This window comes from Arthrobacter sp. MYb227, assembly GCF_002975435.1.
Lineage (GTDB): Bacteria > Actinomycetota > Actinomycetes > Actinomycetales > Micrococcaceae > Paeniglutamicibacter.
This window is the reverse complement of record NZ_PCPT01000001.1, coordinates 143,849-161,893: the sequence shown is the minus strand read 5'-3', so window position 1 is coordinate 161,893 and position 18,045 is coordinate 143,849. Positions and strand designations below refer to the sequence as shown.

Genomic DNA, 18,045 nt, shown 5'->3' with positions numbered 1-18,045 from the left:
GAAGCGGCACCCACCCTCGCAGGGTAGGTGCCGCTTTTCACATCCCCAACGGACTTCCGGCAACACTCATAAAAACCGCCTAGACTGGGTCGGTGGCTAGCTCTAATCGCGATGGATTCGTACACCTTCATACGCACACCGAATACTCAATGCTTGACGGTGCTGCACGTCTAACCGAACTCTTTGAAGAGACAAACCGCCTGGGCATGAATGCCTTGGCAACAACAGATCATGGTTATCTTTTTGGTGCCTTCGATTTCTGGAACAAGGCAACCCAAGCAGGCGTCAAGCCCATCATTGGAATTGAAGCCTATGTAACTCCGGGTACAGCACGCGATGATAAGACCCGCGTGAAATGGCGAACCGAAGAATCGCAACGCCGCGACGATGTCTCGGGTGGTGGGCTATATACCCACATGACGTTGCTGAGCTACAACAACACCGGCATGAAAAACCTGTTCAAGGCATCCTCCCTGGCCTCCCTAGATTCTGTATTTGGAAAGTACCCACGCCTAGATCGGGACCTGCTAAACACGTATCACGAGGGGATCATTGCAACCACCGGTTGTCCCTCAGGTGAAGTACAAACCAAGCTTCGACTAGGCCAGTACAACGAAGCCAAGGCAGCCGCAGCGGAATTCCAGGATCTCTTTGGTAAGGAAAACTATTACTGCGAGATTATGGACCACGGCCTGGAAATTGAACGTCGGGTTACCCATGACCTATTGCGTATTTCCAAGGAGCTCAATATTCCGTTGGTTGCCACCAACGACCTGCACTACACCCACGAGCATGACGCCTCAGCACACGAAGCCTTGCTTGCCATCAACTCCGGCTCCACACTTGATGAACCAACCTATGATCAGGGCGGTTCACGCTTTGCTTTCTCCGGCTCCGGCTATTACCTAAAATCCCCACAGGAAATGCGCCATCTTTTCCGTGAGATGCCAGAAGCCTGCGATAACACTCTTGTCATTGCCGAACGTGCTGAGGTTTCCTTTGATACAAACGCCAACTACATGCCACGCTTCCCCTGCCCGGAGGGTGAAGACGAGACAAGCTGGCTGATCAAGGAAGTCAACTCGGGACTTCACTACCGTTACCCCAACGGCATCTCCGATGCTGTACGCAAGCAAGCCGACTATGAACTTGATGTCATCATCAAGATGGGCTTCCCCGGCTACTTCCTAGTGGTTGCCGACTTTATTAACTGGTCAAAGGATAACGGTATCCGCGTTGGACCGGGACGTGGCTCGGGTGCCGGTTCCATGGTCGCCTACGCCATGCGCATTACCGACCTGGACCCACTGCACCACGGACTGATCTTTGAACGCTTCCTGAACCCGGAACGTGTTTCAATGCCCGACTTCGACGTGGACTTCGATGATAGGCGCCGCTCGGAAGTCATTAGATATGTGACCGAGAAATACGGTGATGAACGTGTCTCAATGATCGTGACCTATGGCTCGATCAAGACCAAGCAAGCGCTCAAAGACTCCTCGCGTGTGCTTGGCTACCCATACTCTATGGGTGAATCCCTCACTAAAGCGCTCCCACCTGCAGTGATGGCCAAGGATATCGAGCTTAACGACATTGAAAACCCCAAATCCAAGCGTTATTCAGAAGCAGGGGACTTCCGTCAGCTGGTTGCCACCGACCCGGAAGCCGCACGAGTCTTTGAGACTGCCAAGGGCCTAGAAGGCCTGAAACGCCAGTGGGGCGTGCACGCCGCAGGTGTGATCATGAGTTCTGACCCGATCATTGATGTCATCCCGATCATGCGACGCATTCAGGATGGACAGGTCATCACCCAGTTCGATTACCCAACCTGTGAAGGCCTGGGGCTAATCAAGATGGACTTTTTGGGGTTGCGCAACCTGACGATCATTTCCGATGCCCTAGAGAATATGAAAGCCAACCAGGGAGTCGACCTGGACCTAGAGCGCCTAGATCTGGACGATCCGGGCGCCTACGAACTGATGGCCCGCGGCGACACCCTTGGCGTGTTCCAGCTTGATGGCGGGCCCATGCGCTCGCTGCTCAAGCTCATGCGCCCGGATAACTTCGAGGACATCTCCGCGGTGCTGGCGCTCTACCGCCCGGGGCCAATGGGCGCGAACTCGCACAACAACTATGCGTTGCGCAAGAACAAGCTTCAGGAAGAAACACCGATTCACCCGACCCTGGAGGAACCTCTACAGGAAATCCTCGGCGGCACCTACGGCCTGATCGTGTACCAGGAGCAGGTCATGTCCATTGCTCAGAAGCTTGCAGGCTTCTCGTTGGGCCAGGCAGATATCCTGCGCCGCGCCATGGGCAAGAAGAAGAAATCCGAGCTGGACAAGCAGTTCGCCGGCTTCTCTCAGGGCATGATCGATAACGGGTACACCATGGAGGCCGTCAAGGCCCTTTGGGATATCTTGCTTCCGTTCTCCGACTATGCCTTTAACAAGGCTCACTCGGCAGCCTATGGAGTCATCTCCTACTGGACCGCTTACCTCAAGAACCACTACCCGTCCGAATACATGGCCGCGTTGCTCACCTCGGTGGCGGACGACAAGGACAAGACGGCCATGTACCTTAACGAATGTCGACACATGGGAATCACCGTGTTGGCCCCGGATGTGAACGAATCATCACTGAACTTCACACCTGTGGGGACAGATATTCGTTTCGGTATGGGTGCCATTCGAAACGTGGGTGCCAATGTCGTTAACGCCTTGGTTGATGCGCGCGCGGAAAAGGGGAAGTTTGAAAACTTTGCTGATTTCTTGCAAAAGGTTCCGGCGGTGGTCTGCAACAAGCGAACCATCGAATCCCTGATCAAGGCGGGTGCCTTTGACTCGATGGGTCATGCTCGACGCGCTCTGGTAGCGATTCACGAAGAGGCAGTTGACTCGGTCATTGCGGTAAAGCGCAATGAGGCAGCCAACCAATTTGACCTGTTCAGTGCCATTGAAGATCCAGACGCGGCATCTAGTATGACCGTTGCAGTTCCTGACATGCCCGACTGGGAGAAGAAAGACAAGCTCGCTTTCGAGCGAGACATGCTCGGCCTTTATGTTTCGGACCACCCGCTCAAGGGGCTTGGTGGGATGCTGGAACAAAACGCAGATATGTCAGTGACCCAGGTGCTCTCGGATGATGGGCCGCAAGACGGACATACCGTCACCATTTGCGGAATGATCACTTCCTTGCAACGACGCATCGCCAAAAAATCTGGTAACCCCTATGCGCGCTGTGAGATCGAAGATCTTTCCGGTTCCATGGAAACGATGTTCTTCGGTAATGCCTATGCACCAATTGCCAACGTGCTGGCCGAGGACTTGATTGTCGTGGTCAAGGGGCGCGTACAGAAGCGCGATGATGGTTCAATTACCCTCAACGCGCAGGAGCTCACGGTTCCGGAAATCAGTGAAGATGGAGTCAGCGGCCCGGTGGTCATATCCATGCAGCACCACAAGGCTACCGAAGACGTGATCTCGGCCCTGGGCGATGTGCTGCGTGTGCATCAGGGAACCACCGAAGTGCGAGTGAAGCTATCAGGCCCGCGCGGCATGACATTAATGGGTTTGGGTTTGAACTATCGAGTGACACCAAACTCCGCTCTCTTTGGTGACCTGAAGGTACTTTTGGGTCCAACCTGCCTTGATGGCTAAGGGCATTTGAAGCATAGTCAATGGGATGGCAGCGATTTTCTCTCAAGAGAAATACCGACGGCCACCCCATTGGCTATCTCAGCGTTGAAAGAGAAGTATGCGGAAGTTACTTCTCAGGTGATTTCGGCGTGTAATGCCCGGCAAGAGCCGGGTAGAAATCATCCCATACCAGTGCATCAACACTCTTGTTTCCTAGCGCCAAGATGACTCGTTCCATATAGTATTCCCAGCCGGGTCCAATATTGCGTGGATCATCGGACGCACCCAAATCATGGAAAAATTTAAGGGAACTTTCCTCGCCGCGGCGGGAAAGCTGGATACCGAGATGCCAATTCCCGTACTCGCTCTCGGTACTCAGCGAGAGGTCATAAGGCGCGCGACAGCGATGAATGTTCACAGTTGCTGGATTGGCTTCCTTCCCCTGATCAACCATGGCAAAGCTTAAGTTTGCTGACGCTTGGCTGCCACGTAAAATACCAATCCACTTCTTGAGGCCTGCCGGGGTAGTGAATGCCGCCCAGATTTCCTCAACGCTGTAGGGAAGAGTGCGCTCAACAACAACACGCAGTCCCGACTCGAGTTCTTCGATGTGTCCATACGCCTGTGCCATAGAGGAGTGTTTCCCTTCACAATATTTTCCGGTTGCCACTTGTAGAGTACTGGACCGAGTCGAAACCTGGAATGGGCCACCGGAACTGCTCTGAGAACAATATATTAAGTGCCGGCGACTTCACCGATCATCGCGTGGGGCGGGCCTACCTATAAACTAGGACTGTGACTAGCAATGCCAGCCCCCAGACCTTTTCCGAGCTACAAACCCTTGACCTGCGGGGTGCAGCTCTAGACCATGCCGGTCTCAAAGCCGTCTTACCGCGTCCGGAACTCAACTTTGCCACGGCAGCAGAAACAGTTGAGGAGATTATCTCCCGAGTGCGCACCGAAGGCTTTGCTGCACTGTGCGATCTTGCCGCACGTTTTGATGGCGTCACCCAGACTCATACGCGAGTTCCCGCCCAAGCCATGACCGACGCACTGGCAAATCTTGACCCCGAGATTAGGGCAGGGCTTGAAGAATCAATTGCGCGGGCACGCAAATTTGCTGCAGCACAGGTGCCGGCGGCAACCGAGGTCAGCTATGGGGTCGGTGCTACGGTAACCCAGCGCTGGGTTCCTGTGCGCCGAGTAGGTCTATATGTTCCCGGTGGCCTTGCCGTCTACCCAAGCTCGGTTATCATGAATGCTGTTCCTGCTCTTGCCGCTGGCGTTGGCTCTCTGGCTATTGCCTCACCACCGCAAAAAGAATTTGGTGGGTTACCGCACCCAACCATCCTCGCCGCGGCGCAGCTGCTCGGCGTGGAAGAAGTCCACGCCATGGGCGGTGCCCAGGCGATTGCCGCATTCGCATACGGAGTGCCGGTGGCACCGGGTGAAGACATCGCGTTGGCCATCGAACCCGTTGATGTAGTGACAGGTCCCGGCAACCTTTTTGTTGCAACAGCCAAGCGTCTGGTCAAAGGCGTTGTCGGAATCGATGCAGAGGCCGGCCCCACCGAAATCGCTATCCTGGCGGACGGGAGTGCAAACCCGGACTTTATTGCGGCGGATATGATCTCTCAGGCCGAGCACGATCCCAATGCCGCGGCGGTGCTGATCACTGATTCCCCCGAGTTGGCACAGCTGGTTCGTGAGGCACTTGAAAACCAGTGCAATACAACAAAGCACTCGGAGCGGGTGCGTATAGCTCTTTCCGGAAAACAGTCGGCTATCATCCTTGTTGATGGGCTCGAAGCAGGAATTTCAGTGTGCAATGTTTACGCGGCCGAGCACCTAGAAATTCACACAGAAGAAGCGGCCGAGGTGGCTTCCCTGATCACCGCCGCAGGTGCCATCTTTGTTGGCTCAAATGCACCGGTGAGTCTGGGGGACTACTGCGCAGGATCCAACCACGTGCTTCCCACCAGTGGAACTGCGGCATTTGCATCCGGCTTGAATGTCAACACGTTCCTCAAGGCCATCCAGATCATTGATTATGACCGCACGGCGCTCAATGAAGTTGCTGGACACGTGATTGCCCTTGCAAACGCCGAAGATCTTCCGGCGCACGGAGACGCTGTAGCAATACGCTTCAACTAAAGAGCTCGCTAACATATCACCCAAGCGCCGCAACGTGTTGCAAACCACAACATATGGTAATGACAATGTTGTGATTAGGCCATATGTAGTTCTAAACTGAACCGGAGCACTATTGTGCTCCGGTCAATTTTCCGAGGAAGGAGTGCCGTGTACTGTCCTTATTGCAGGCACACCGATTCGCGTGTGGTGGATAGCCGGCTGACAGATGATGGCACAGCGATTCGACGTCGACGCCAGTGCTCAGCCTGTGGGCGCCGCTTCACCACTGCAGAAACCGCAAGCCTGAACGTGCTCAAACGTTCAGGTGCTGCCGAACCATTTAGCCGAACCAAGGTCATCAATGGTGTGCGCAAAGCCTGCCAAGGCCGCCCCGTCACAGATGATGATCTTGCAATGCTTGCGCAAGAGGTTGAAGAGGCAGTACGTTCATCGGGTAGCGCCGAAATTGATGCGCACCAGGTAGGGCTGGCCATTTTGGCTCCGCTACAGCGTCTGGACGAGGTTGCTTACCTGCGTTTTGCCAGTGTTTATCAGGACTTTGAGTCACTTGAAGATTTTGAGCTAGCAATCGACACGCTACGCAGGGAACGTGAAACACGTCCGGTTGGTAAACAGCGACCTCTGGGTGCGATCTAGAGGACCATAGAAATACGCATCAAAGAATGGTGGGGTTGGTTGGACCGAGCGTGAGCTCAGTCCAACCAACCCCACCATTTTGCTTTGAAGCTTACTCGGCCAATTGCTCGGAAATTAGTGATTGAAGGGCCGAGCCAACGATTCCCGCATTGTTCTTTGACGATGCAGTAATCATTGGGGTGTTGACTGAAATCTTTGGCAGAAAGTCATCTGCACGCTTTGAAATGCCGCCACCAATGACAAAGAGTGATGGTGACATCAGAAATTCGACATGTGAGAAGAAACGCTGAAGGCGTGCGGCATACTCATCCCATGAAAGATCATCGCGTTCACGCGCCGAAGCGGAGGCCTTAGTCTCGGCAACAGCGGAATCGATTTCAAGGTGGCCAAGTTCAATATTGGGAACCAACACACCATTATGGATCAGTGCCGAGCCAATTCCAGTGCCTAGGGTAATCACCAAAACAGTTCCATCAACACCCTTGCCTGCACCGTAACGAACCTCTGCCAAACCAGCGGCATCTGCATCATTCATGACGTGAACTGGTCGACCCAAGCGTTCGGTCAACAGCCCATCAACATCGGTGCCAATCCATGACTTATCAACGTTGGCCGCCGAACGGGCAACACCGCGGTGAATGATCGCCGGGAAGGTCACTCCCACCGGGCTATTGGCTTCCGGAGCTTCGGGGCGGGCCGAGAGTCCTTCGACGATCTGGGCTACAACTTCTGCCACCGCGGCCGGGGTTGCCGGCTTTGGAGTGTCAATGCGGAGGCGTTCGCCGAGCAGGGTGCCGGTGTCAAGATCGACAATGCCGCCCTTGATGCCCGTGCCACCAATGTCGATACCAATGGCAATATTGGGCTGCTGCGATGTTTTAGACATGTTGATCGAAGGTTCTCTCTCGTGCGTAATATTTCCTGCCCTATGGCAAGGTGAGGATTTCGGCGCCGTCCTCATTGACGAGCAGAGTATGTTCAAACTGTGCGGTGCGTTTGCGGTCCTTCGTGGTGGCTGTCCACCCGTCATCCCACATGTCCCATTCGATGCTGCCAAGAGTTAGCATCGGCTCGATGGTAAAGGTCATACCCGGTTCGATGAGCCTGTTGTAAGCAGGAGCCGCATCATAATGAGGGATGATCAAACCCGTGTGGAATGATTCGCCGACACCATGGCCGGTAAAGTCCCGCACAACACCATAACCGAATCTTTTCGCGTAAGCAGAAATTGTTCGCCCTATGACGTTTATTTCCCGACCTGGCATGACCGATTTGATGGCGCGACGCAACGATTCCTCGGTGCGTTCAACGAGCAGACGTGATTCCTCATCAACGTCACCACAGAGGAACATCGCGTTGGTATCCCCGTGGACCCCACCGATGTAGGCGGTGATATCAATGTTGATGATGTCGCCATCCTCAACCACAGTGCTATCCGGAATTCCATGGCATATGACCTCGTTGATTGAGGCACACAGTGACTTGGGGAAACCCCTGTAACCCAAAGTTGATGGGTATGCGTTGTGATCAAGAAGGAATTCATGCCCAACTCGGTCCAACTCATCGGTTGTCACCCCCGGTACCACGGCCTTGCCAACCTCGGCCAGCGCCTGAGCAGCAATCTTGGAGGCAATACGCATTTTATCAATGACTTCGGCGCTGCGGACCTCCGAAGCATCGGATTTGCGTGGCGCCGGGCGCCCCACATACTCTGGGCGCACTATCGATGCGGGGACTGGACGTTCTGGGGACTGGATACCGGGTTTCAGGGACCCGACTGGTGCAGTTGAAGCAAGAGGCATAAGCCCTAGTCTAGCGGTGCACCCCGGTCTGCCGACACCTGCCGCAGCTGGAATTTGGTCGTACAACAAGCTACGCGCTGTAGTGTTGACACTGTCTAACGAAGATGAGCTGCGGAAGGTGGGCAAACAAATGAGTGAAGCACTCCCAGGCGAGGGCGAGTATTGGTTCAACATCGTCACCGGTACCGTAGAGTCCGGTCCACAATCGGATTGGTCCCAATTGCTAGGCCCCTATAATTCACGTGCTGAGGCCGAAGCGGCAATGACAAAGGTTCGTGAACGGAACGAGCAGTGGGACGCCGAAGACGAAGACGACGACTAATACCGAGAAGATCGGCTAGTTTTCAAATTCGTGTTCGTGAGCAGGGAACGATCCATTGAGCACGTCACTGTGATAATCGCTAGCAGCCCGCGCAACAACCGAGCGTAGGTCTGCATATTTCTTGACAAAGCGTGCGCTTTTACCGGATCCCAATCCCAGCATGTCCTGCCAGACCAGTACCTGGCCAGTGGTCACCGCGCCGGCACCAATGCCCACAGTCGGTACATGCAGCGTTTCATCGACGCGCTGGGCAGCGGCTGTGGGAACCATTTCCATGAGCACGGCAAATGCGCCGGCTGCCTCAAGTGCCTGAGCGTCCGTAATCAAAAGTTCCGCCCCGTCACCTCGACCCTGCACCCGGTATCCACCCAGTGCATGTTCTGACTGCGGAGTGAACCCAATGTGCGCCATGACGGGAACGCCGGCAGCTACCAACGCACGAACATGGGGGACAAAGAACTCACCGCCCTCAAGCTTCACCGCTTGGGCACCACCCTCCTTCATCAAACGCACAGCGGAGGCCACGGCCTGTTGCGGGGAAACTTCATAGGAACCAAACGGAAGGTCGCACACCACAAGCGCGCGTTTAGCTCCGGAGGTTACCGCCTTGGAAAACATAATCATTTCATCCAGGGTGATCGGGAGGGTTGAGGTGTAACCGAGCACAGTATTGGCTGCGGAATCACCCACGAGTAATAATTCGATCCCCGACTCATCAAAGATGTTAGCCATCATGGTGTCGTAGGCGGTGAGCATCGCAAACTTGCGACCCTCATCCTTAGCCTTTTGAAGATGATGGATGCGCACGCGTGCGACACTGACGGGGGTTGAAGCATTAGTTTCTGGTGTTGGTGAAGGATGAGCACTCATGGGCAAGAGACTAATGCACAATGCTCCAACACGTAGCACCGTGTCATGTGGGCAAAAGCGTATAAAGTGAGTAAAGCGGAACTTACCGCCGACAAAAATGTAGTTGTTGTGGAAGGAACCCGCAGTGGATCGCCAGCAGGAATTCGTCCTCAGGACCATCGAAGAGCGCGATGTACGATTCGTTCGCCTATGGTTTACCGACGTTGTCGGTTCGCTAAAATCCGTTGCCCTGGCGCCGGCAGAGGTCGAGGGGGCCTTCGATGAAGGCCTGGGCTTTGACGGTTCCTCCATTGAGGGGCTCTCGAGGATCTATGAATCGGATATGCTCCTGCAACCGGATCCCTCAACATTCCAAATTCTGCCGTGGCGCGGTGAAACAGAACCCACCTCAAGAATGTTTTGTGACATCCTCACACCCGATGGGCTCCCTGCGGCTGCCGACCCTCGCCACGTGCTCAAACGACAGTTAGCCGTTGCCTCGGAGATGGGATTCACCTGTTACACCCACCCGGAAATCGAATTCTATTTGCTCAAGTCCAGTGAACTTGGACCAGAAGGCTATCCGGTACCCGTGGATCGTGCGGGATACTTTGACCACGTCACAGGCGGTGTGGCCCAAGATTTCCGGCGTACTGCGGTAACCATGCTCGAATCAGTGGGCATTTCGGTTGAATTTTCACATCACGAAAATGGGCCGGGACAAAACGAAATTGACCTGCGTTACGCAGATGCACTGCAGACAGCAGATAACGTGATGACCTTCCGCACGGTGATCAAGGAAGTGGCAATCCAACAGGGGATCTACGCCACCTTCATGCCCAAGCCGTTCTCCGATGAGCCCGGCTCGGGAATGCACACCCACTTCTCCCTCTTTGAAGGGGACACCAACGCATTCTTCGAAGCAGGACGAGAGTTCCAGCTTTCGGATACCGCGCGTCAATTCATTGCCGGAATCTTGCGCCACGCACCGGAATTCACCGCAGTGACAAACCAGTTCGTGAACTCCTACAAGCGTCTGTGGGGTGGCGGGGAAGCCCCGAGCCACAGGTCTTGGGGGCACAACAACCGTTCGGCCCTGGTGCGCGTTCCGCTGTATAAGCCCGGCAAGGGACAAAGCGCACGTGTTGAATACCGTGGCATCGACTCGGCAACCAACCCATACCTCGCCTACGCATGCCTCTTGGGTGCCGGACTGAAGGGCATCCAAGAAGGTTACGAACTCGAGCCACACGCAGAAGACGACGTCTGGGGTTTGAGCAGCGCCGAACGCCGAGCCTCGGGACACGACCCCCTGCCAGGGTCCTTGCATGATGCAATCCGAGCCATGGAAGAATCCGAGCTGATGCCCGAAATCCTTGGCGAACAGGTATTCAACTCATTCTTACGCAACAAGCGAGATGAATGGGAAGCCTACCGGCAGAACGTGAGCCCCTTTGAGCTACGCCGTTACCTCGGGATTCTTTAGGGGTAGCTAAGTGAATCCCACGCGGCGACTGATCTCCGCAGGTTTTGATGATCTTGAACGTGCCCGACGGTTCCTAGCTGCCGAGGAGCTGAGCGGAATAGACCTCGGCGCGCTGATCGAAGATCTCGCAAATGCCGCTGACCCGGACATGGCCTTACTCTCGCTGATACGCCTGATTCCACACGCACCAGCTGCCAAAACACTTGTCGCTAATCCGCTGGTAGCTCCGGGATTCCTGCGAGTTCTTGGTGCATCCGATGCATTGGCAACCTTCATGATCCGAGAACCTGAAGCGTTGAGCGTGTTTGAAACCCCACCGGCCGCGCGGATGCAAGCGGTTGCACCCCAGATACTTCGTGCGACCCTGCTCAATGCGGTGGGTGCCGACCCGCAGGGCACCGCAGCTCCAGTTGCTGCATGCGGTGGACCCGAGGCATACCGTGCCTTACGTGCAAGCTATCGGTTTGCCCTACTCTCGTTGGCACACCGGGACTTGGGTGCTACCAATGCAGTTGATGCAATGCCAGCGGTGGGCCGGGAACTTGCCGACCTAGCCGCGGCGGCGATCGAGGCGGCCCTTGCCATCAGCCGTTTCGAAGCTGCCGAACGATTTGATCCACGTGAGATTGCCGCGGTTCGTTTGGCAGTTATTGGGATGGGTAAATGTGGTGCAGCGGAGCTGAACTACGTTTCGGATGTGGATGTCATTTATGTTCATGAATCGCTGGAGCTTGATGAGCAACAGGCATCGAGCATTGCCATAGTTTTAGCAGCAGGAATATCTAAGGCCATCGACTCGGTGGGTATCGAACCGGGTCTCTGGGAAGTAGATGCAAATCTTCGCCCGGAGGGCAAGGACGGCGCCTTATCACGGACCCTAGAATCGCACGCCGCATACTACAAACGCTGGGCCGCATCGTGGGAGTTTCAAGCTTTACTTAAAGCTCGGGCCATTGCCGGGGACCCAGAGCTGGGTGCTGCCTACGAAGCGATGGTTGCACCCATGATCTGGGCTTCCTCGGAGCGCGAAGGATTTGTTGAATCGGTGCAGAAGATGCGCCGCAGAGTCACCGCCAACATTAAACCAGAAGAGCTGCCCCGCCAGCTGAAGTTGGGCCCCGGCGGTCTGCGCGATGTTGAATTTACTGTCCAGTTATTGCAATTGGTTCATGGCCGGGTCGACGAGAATCTTCGGGTTCGCACCACGACTACGGCGATTAATGCACTGAGCGCAGCCGGTTATATAGGCCGCGATGATGCTCAGGTATTTGATGATTCATATCGTTTCTTACGTGTCCTTGAGCATCGCATCCAGCTTGTTCATTTGCGCCGTACCCACCTGATGCCTCACAAGGAGTATGGCCAACGAGTTCTTGCTCGTGCTGTTCGCTCAACCGTGGGGGTTGAGCTGGCCAGTGCCAAAAAACTATTGGAGCGCTGGGGTGAAACCAAGCGCACGGTACGTTTGCTGCATGAAAAGATTTTCTACCGTCCACTGTTGAGTACCTCAGCAAACCTTTCGCGTGCCGAAGTTCGGCTGAGCCCGGAAGCGGCGCAGGCCCGATTGCGTGCCCTAGGCTATGTGGATCCCAAGGCTGCAATGCGGCATATTGAGGCGTTGACTTCGGGAGTGAAACGGCGTGCTGCATTGCAACGCCAGTTACTCCCCGTCTTGCTCGGCTGGATAGCAGAGGGTGTTGATCCGGATGCCGGGCTATTGGGCTTTAGACGGCTGAGCGAATCGTTGGGGGAATCCCACTGGTATTTGGGCATGCTGCGGGATTCAAATGCGGCTGCCGAGCGACTGTGCAAGATTCTTTCGAACTCACGGTTCATTACTGACCTACTGGAAGTCTCGCCCGAATCCACTGCATGGTTGGGCTCGGATAAGGATCTGGAACCCTTGAGTTTTGAGGCCTTGTGGGCAGAAATTTCCTCAAAACTTAAACGGAATTTGGGGACCGATCCCGCGATTCGTCTCATCAGGGTGATTCGGCGGCGTGAAATGCTGCGCATTGCACTTGCCGACGGAGCGCAAGTCCTTGATCAAGACGGCGTGGGTAGGGCTCTAGCCGATAACGACAGGGCGGCGGTGCTTGGCGCATTACGGGTGTCTCAAGACCAGGAATATGCGGTAACACCTAAGCTCTGTGAGATCTTGGTGGTTGCCATGGGGCGTCAGGGTGGCCGGGAAATCGGTTACTGTTCGGATGCCGATGTGATGTTCGTGCAGAGGGTTCTTGAGGATGCAGATCCGCAGGCGGCTACCGAACAGGCCAAACGAATCGTCATTGCCATTGGAGCGTTATTGGGCAAGGCGGTGACTCCGGCTATTCAGGCCGAGCCGCGCTTGGAGATCGATGCCTCGCTGCGCCCCGAAGGCAAGAGTGGACCGTTGGTGCGTTCAATGGATGCCTATGGCGAATATTACAAGCGGTGGTCCGATGTGTGGGAGATTCAAGCTCTCTTGCGGGCAGCTCCGATGGCGGGCTCGGAGGCTTTGGCCGAGGATTTCATGGCCATGGTTAATCCGTTGCGTTATGAGAGTCCCATTGACGAAGACCAGGTACGCGAAATCCGCAGGATCAAGGCGCGGGTGGAAGCCGAGCGCTTGCCCCGTGGCGCGGATCCGGCCCGGCATCTCAAACTTGGGCGCGGATCACTGAGCGATGTTGAATGGTTGGTCCAGTTACTGCAACTGCAGCATGCTGCAACGATTCCTGCCCTGCGCACCACCTCCACCCGGCCGGCGCTGAGCGCAATTGCCGAGGCCGGCTTGATTCCCGAACATGACGTAATGGTGCTTGATGATGCGTGGGCGTTAGCCAGTCGGATACGTAGTGCGGGAGTTATTTGTACCGGGCGTGTCACCGATGTGTTGCCACACTCGTGGCGGGACATGGAAGCGGTGGCTCGTTGGTGTGGTTATCCACCCGGAGAGGCTTCGGTCATGGAGGGGGATTACCTCAAGGCGACAAGACTGGCACGGGCAGTTTTTGAAAAGTATTTCTTTGGTTTTGAAGATCGAGACTATGGTTCAGGTGCATAGTTGATGCAGATGGACCCCTCCGATGCTTTTATGATGAAAGGTTGATGTATTTCCATGCATATCACTCAGGCAGAACTCGATGATCTTGTCACCCGCGAACTCACCAAGGCGCAGGCGGCATCCAACGGGCGTAGCGCTGTGGCTGTGCTCAAAGACGGACGGTTACGGCACACACTTTTGGCCATGACCGCCGGTGCAGTCTTGAGCGAGCATCCGAAGCCCGAATCGGCAACGCTTTTGGTGCTGCGTGGAACCATAATTGTGCGCTGGAACGGGGAGTCGGTAACTATCTCACACGGCGGACTATATGTGCTGCCTGATGCCCTGCACGGTGTGCTTGCCGAAACCGATTGCGCGTTCCTGCTGACGACTATCGCTGGCTAGGTTTCGACTGGGAGTTACCCCAAGTGGTGTCAATAAGTATTGACACGTCTTTATTTGTCAAGATAAATTGACACTTGAAGGGAGTAGCTACTCATGACAAAGACAAAACTTGGACAAGATGAAGATGGAGTGCTTGACGCGCTTGGTGCCCTTGCCGCTGCCCAGCGCGAGGCACGCCAACGCGAAGCGGTACTAGTACGTAGGGCCAGAACCGAAGGATTCCCTTGGGAAGCGATCGCGCTATCTCTTGGGGTGAGCCGGCAAGCCGTGCATCAGCGCTACGGCAGGAAAACCTAAACACGGTGACATGACAGAGGGGTCCATGTGCTCGCGTTGGTTCTGTTGAACCACCGGCGATCACATGGACCCCTCTATGCCTTGCTGATCTGCTGAGAGATCAACGAGTACTTATTAACAGCCGTAGTACAGCTCGAATTCGTACGGGTTCGGGCGCAGTGCTAGCGGCTTGATTTCGTATTCGCGCTTGTATTCGATCCAGGTGCGGATCAAGTCCTCGGTGAACACATCGCCTTCGAGCAAGAACTCGTAGTCCTCTTCTAGTGCCGCAAGTGCCTCTTCCAAGGACGCCGGAGCCTTCTGGATGTCCTTGGCTTCCTCGGCCGGCAGCTCGTAGAGGTCCTTATCGATCGGGTCTGCCGGCTCGATGCGGTTCTTGATGCCGTCAAGGCCTGCCATCAGCTGTGCTGCGAAGGCAAGGTACGGGTTGGATGCGGCATCCGGTGCGCGGAATTCAATGCGCTTGGCCTTCGGGTTTGAGCCGGTGACAGGGATACGGATACCTGCCGAGCGGTTGCCCTGCGAGTACACCATGTTCACCGGTGCCTCGTAGCCCTTGACCAGGCGGCGGTAGGAGTTCACTGTGGGGTTGGTGAAGGCAAGAACGGCCGAGGCGTGCTTGAGCAGGCCGCCAATGTACCAGCGAGCGGTATCCGAGAGACCGGCGTAGCCCTTCTCATCGTAGAACAATGGTGTTCCGTTGGACCACAGCGACTGGTGGCAGTGCATACCCGAGCCGTTGTCACCAAAGATTGGCTTAGGCATGAAGGTTGCTGACTTGCCCCACGCATCTGCAACGTTCTTCACGATGTACTTGAACTTCAGCAGGTCATCTGCCGAGTGAGTCAGCGTGTTGAACTTGTAGTTGATTTCGGCCTGGCCGGCGGCACCAACCTCGTGGTGCGAGCGCTCAACTTCGAGGCCTGCGGCTTCGAGTTCCAGGCAGATGGCGTCACGCAGGTCGGCCTGCTTGTCGGTGGGGGAGACCGGGAAGTAGCCGCCCTTGAAGGGGGTCTTGTAACCCTGGTTGCCGCCTTCTTCCTTCTTGCCGGTGTTCCATGGTGCTTCGATGGAATCTACTTTGTAGAAGGAGCCCTGTGGCTTTGATTCGTACTGCACGTTATCGAAGATGAAGAATTCGGCTTCCGGTGCAAAGAAAGCTGTATCCGCGATGCCCGTGGAGGCCAAGAAGGCTTCTGCGCGTTCCGCAACGCCACGCGGATCGCGGTGGTACGGTTCCCCGGTGCGTGCATTGACGATCGAGAAATTGAATGCGAGGGTCTTTTCCAAGCGGAACGGATCGATGAAGCCGGTCTTTACATCCGGAATCAGCTGCATGTCGGAGTCGGCAATTCCGGCGAAGCCGCGAATTGAGGAAGCGTCGAAGAGCTGGCCGTTGACGAAGAAATCGGCGTCTACCGTGCGTGCTGGGACGTTGAAGTGCTGCTGAACGCCGGGCATGTCGGTGAAGCGAATGTCAACGAATTTGACGTCTTCTTCAGCGATGTACGCGATTACTTCTTCTGGACTCTTGAACATAGTCAGGGACTCCTGTTTGATGTCTTAGATGACGACTGGGGGGATGTCGTTGAAAGGCTTAAGAACGTAGCCTTGCCTTTCCTTCTTTAACAACCATAGTCCCAAGGAGTTACTCTCCTGTGTCTCGATTGTTTCGGGTACGTTACATACCCGGGCCAATGGCCAATAATTGCGTTAGCTGAATCACAGAGTGGTGGATGGGGCGTGAGACTTTGTGATTCTCGGGGAGGATTTGGGTGCTCCCGGTAGTCTTAGGGGTGTGGAAAGAAAAGATTTTGGCTCGTGGCTTGAAGGCCCGCCGCAACTGAGTAACCAGGAATGGCCAGGCAAACGGCTCGGACGCCCCGAAAGCGGCCCCGGGTCTGTGGCCCGTATTGGCCGCCGCATCGGGGCGCTAGTGATTGACTGGGGGATTGCGATGCTGATCTCCATGTTCTTCTTCAAGTCGGATCCCACAGCAAACCTAATCATTTTTGCGGCAATGCAAATGATCACCGTTGGCGTCACCGGTCATTCAATTGGCCACCGCATCTTCGGTATGCAGGTTCAGGGCATGGACGGTAAGGCCATCAAGCCGCTGACCGGAATTATCCGTACGCTGCTGATCTTGTTGGTAGTTCCACCGCTCATGAGTGATTCGGATCAGCGCGGATATCACGACCGCATTGGCAAGACGATCTTGGTGCGGATCTAAACTGACGTCATCGCCTGTTAGGTGAATAGTTCTTAAACGTCTGAGGGGCAGAACCATGTGGTTCTGCCCCTCAGACGTTTAATGAGAAGTTATTGCTTAGCGGCCACGTGATGACTTGCGGTCCGGACGAGCGCGGTTTGGATCAATCCCCTTGGGAATTGGCAAGCGTGCGCTGCCTAGCGTGCTCAAACGCTTATCGACGGCGCCAACCTCAAGTTTGGTGATCGACTTCGGGTACTTCTTCATGACCTTGCCGACCTGTGCCAAAGGCGTCTGGCCTTCTTCACTACCGGCATTGATGACATGAATCGGAACATTTGGAAGTACACGACCCATGCGCTTGCGCTCGGCGTCTACCAGCGTGCGTACACGGGTGGTTGGACCTTCGGTCACCAGAACCACGCCAGCACGGCCAATGGCGAGGAACACAAGGTCCCTAGTCCGAGGGTTCACGGCCACTGGTTCGTCCTTGAGGATCCAGCCACGGCGAAGCACACTCATTGCTGCACCTGCAGCGCCGGGGCGACCCTCAAGTTGTACGAAGGCTGCCTTTTCGGCACGGCGGGAAAGGATCATTGTTGCTGCCAACAATGCCAAAGGGATCGAGATCAGTACCGCGGTGATCCAGTTTTGGATGAGCAAGCCAATGATGAGGCCTACTGCAATAATGCCTAGGGCTGCCAGAAGCATGAGCCAAACGACCATCGGGTCGTTTTTGCGGGTCATCTGGAAGACCTGGCCCAGCTGTTTCAGCCGGCCTGGTTCCTTGGTGGCCTTCTCGGCCTTTGGCTTGCGCGAAAAGAGTCCGCGCTTGGGGCTTGCAGCCTCGCTCGAGGCATTATCGGTGTTTTTGGCCATAGTGATTCAATTCTACTATGTATTAGCAAGCGCGCCCGTCCCATCGCGAGATGACCCGCGGCCGAGTAATATTCCTACCCGATTTGCTGCCTTGGAAGCAACGCTGCACCGAATCGGTATTGAGCTAATAGCTGGAGCGCGCTTAGGAATGGGGCGATTGATAAACCGTTTCAAGGTGTTGATCGATAGCTGGATGAAGCCTGGATCTCAACTACCACAGGCGCAACCGGAGTAAAAGAAATCAAAGCCTGGGGCGGGGTCTGATCTTGTGACACAACACCGTGCTCACTGCCCGCTCGGCGCGCGAAACCTCGTCAACCCTATGGTTGAAAGTGTG

Annotated in this window: 15 protein-coding genes; 9 read left to right on the top strand and 6 right to left on the bottom strand. The window is 55.4% G+C overall.

From position 1 onward, the window contains the following. Window positions 1-92 precede the first annotated feature (92 nt). Window positions 93-3,659, top strand: coding sequence for a DNA polymerase III subunit alpha (gene dnaE, locus CQ018_RS00770; protein WP_105548076.1), 3,567 nt, complete (start codon window positions 93-95; stop codon window positions 3,657-3,659). Window positions 3,660-3,765: 106 nt separating this feature from the next. Here the strand turns inward: dnaE and CQ018_RS00765 are convergent, their stop codons facing one another. Continuing rightward, window positions 3,766-4,269 (bottom strand): SRPBCC domain-containing protein, encoded by a 504-nt coding sequence (locus tag CQ018_RS00765; protein WP_105548075.1) that lies wholly within the window; start codon window positions 4,267-4,269, stop codon window positions 3,766-3,768. A gap of 164 nt (window positions 4,270-4,433) precedes the next feature. Here CQ018_RS00765 and hisD point away from each other — a divergent pair, with 164 nt between their 5' ends. Together hisD and nrdR are read left to right on the top strand one after the other, a co-directional pair. Continuing rightward, on the top strand, window positions 4,434-5,792 hold the full coding sequence (gene hisD, locus CQ018_RS00760) for a histidinol dehydrogenase (RefSeq protein WP_105548074.1): 1,359 nt from the start codon (window positions 4,434-4,436) through the stop codon (window positions 5,790-5,792). Window positions 5,793-5,939: 147 nt separating this feature from the next. Beyond that, window positions 5,940-6,428, top strand: a complete 489-nt coding sequence (gene nrdR / locus CQ018_RS00755; RefSeq protein WP_105548073.1) for a transcriptional regulator NrdR — start codon at window positions 5,940-5,942, stop codon at window positions 6,426-6,428. A gap of 91 nt (window positions 6,429-6,519) precedes the next feature. Here nrdR and ppgK read toward each other — a convergent pair whose 3' ends face one another. After that, entirely contained in the window at window positions 6,520-7,314 is a 795-nt protein-coding gene (gene ppgK, locus CQ018_RS00750) for a polyphosphate--glucose phosphotransferase (RefSeq protein WP_105548072.1), read from the bottom strand. A gap of 40 nt (window positions 7,315-7,354) precedes the next feature. Next, window positions 7,355-8,230, bottom strand: a complete 876-nt coding sequence (map, locus tag CQ018_RS00745; RefSeq protein ID WP_105548071.1) for a type I methionyl aminopeptidase — start codon at window positions 8,228-8,230, stop codon at window positions 7,355-7,357. Between the two features lie 130 nt (window positions 8,231-8,360). On the opposite strand from map, the gene CQ018_RS00740 reads away from it, so the two are divergent. Next, entirely contained in the window at window positions 8,361-8,552 is a 192-nt protein-coding gene (locus CQ018_RS00740; RefSeq protein WP_105548648.1) for a hypothetical protein, read from the top strand. Window positions 8,553-8,567: 15 nt separating this feature from the next. On the opposite strand, the gene panB is transcribed toward CQ018_RS00740, so the two are convergent. Then, window positions 8,568-9,422, bottom strand: coding sequence for a 3-methyl-2-oxobutanoate hydroxymethyltransferase (gene panB, locus CQ018_RS00735; protein ID WP_105548070.1), 855 nt, complete (start codon window positions 9,420-9,422; stop codon window positions 8,568-8,570). Window positions 9,423-9,546: 124 nt separating this feature from the next. On the opposite strand from panB, the gene CQ018_RS00730 reads away from it, so the two are divergent. The 4 genes from CQ018_RS00730 (at window position 9,547) to CQ018_RS00715 (ending at window position 14,617) form a co-directional block, all read left to right on the top strand. After that, complete coding sequence (locus tag CQ018_RS00730; protein WP_105548069.1) at window positions 9,547-10,887, top strand: glutamine synthetase family protein; 1,341 nt, start codon at window positions 9,547-9,549, stop codon at window positions 10,885-10,887. A 10-nt stretch (window positions 10,888-10,897) separates the two neighbouring features. Then, window positions 10,898-13,936, top strand: coding sequence for a bifunctional [glutamine synthetase] adenylyltransferase/[glutamine synthetase]-adenylyl-L-tyrosine phosphorylase (locus tag CQ018_RS00725; RefSeq protein WP_105548068.1), 3,039 nt, complete (start codon window positions 10,898-10,900; stop codon window positions 13,934-13,936). Between the two features lie 54 nt (window positions 13,937-13,990). Next, entirely contained in the window at window positions 13,991-14,320 is a 330-nt protein-coding gene (locus CQ018_RS00720) for a hypothetical protein (protein ID WP_105548067.1), read from the top strand. Between the two features lie 93 nt (window positions 14,321-14,413). Next, complete coding sequence (locus CQ018_RS00715) at window positions 14,414-14,617, top strand: transcriptional regulator (protein ID WP_105548066.1); 204 nt, start codon at window positions 14,414-14,416, stop codon at window positions 14,615-14,617. 114 nt (window positions 14,618-14,731) lie between these two features. On the opposite strand, the gene glnA is transcribed toward CQ018_RS00715, so the two are convergent. Continuing rightward, on the bottom strand, window positions 14,732-16,156 hold the full coding sequence (gene glnA / locus CQ018_RS00710; protein ID WP_105548065.1) for a type I glutamate--ammonia ligase: 1,425 nt from the start codon (window positions 16,154-16,156) through the stop codon (window positions 14,732-14,734). A 259-nt stretch (window positions 16,157-16,415) separates the two neighbouring features. On the opposite strand from glnA, the gene CQ018_RS00705 reads away from it, so the two are divergent. Then, on the top strand, window positions 16,416-16,850 hold the full coding sequence (locus tag CQ018_RS00705; protein ID WP_105548064.1) for a hypothetical protein: 435 nt from the start codon (window positions 16,416-16,418) through the stop codon (window positions 16,848-16,850). Between the two features lie 96 nt (window positions 16,851-16,946). On the opposite strand, the gene CQ018_RS00700 is transcribed toward CQ018_RS00705, so the two are convergent. Then, window positions 16,947-17,708, bottom strand: coding sequence for a DUF4191 domain-containing protein (locus CQ018_RS00700; RefSeq protein WP_105548063.1), 762 nt, complete (start codon window positions 17,706-17,708; stop codon window positions 16,947-16,949). Window positions 17,709-18,045: the final 337 nt, after the last annotated feature.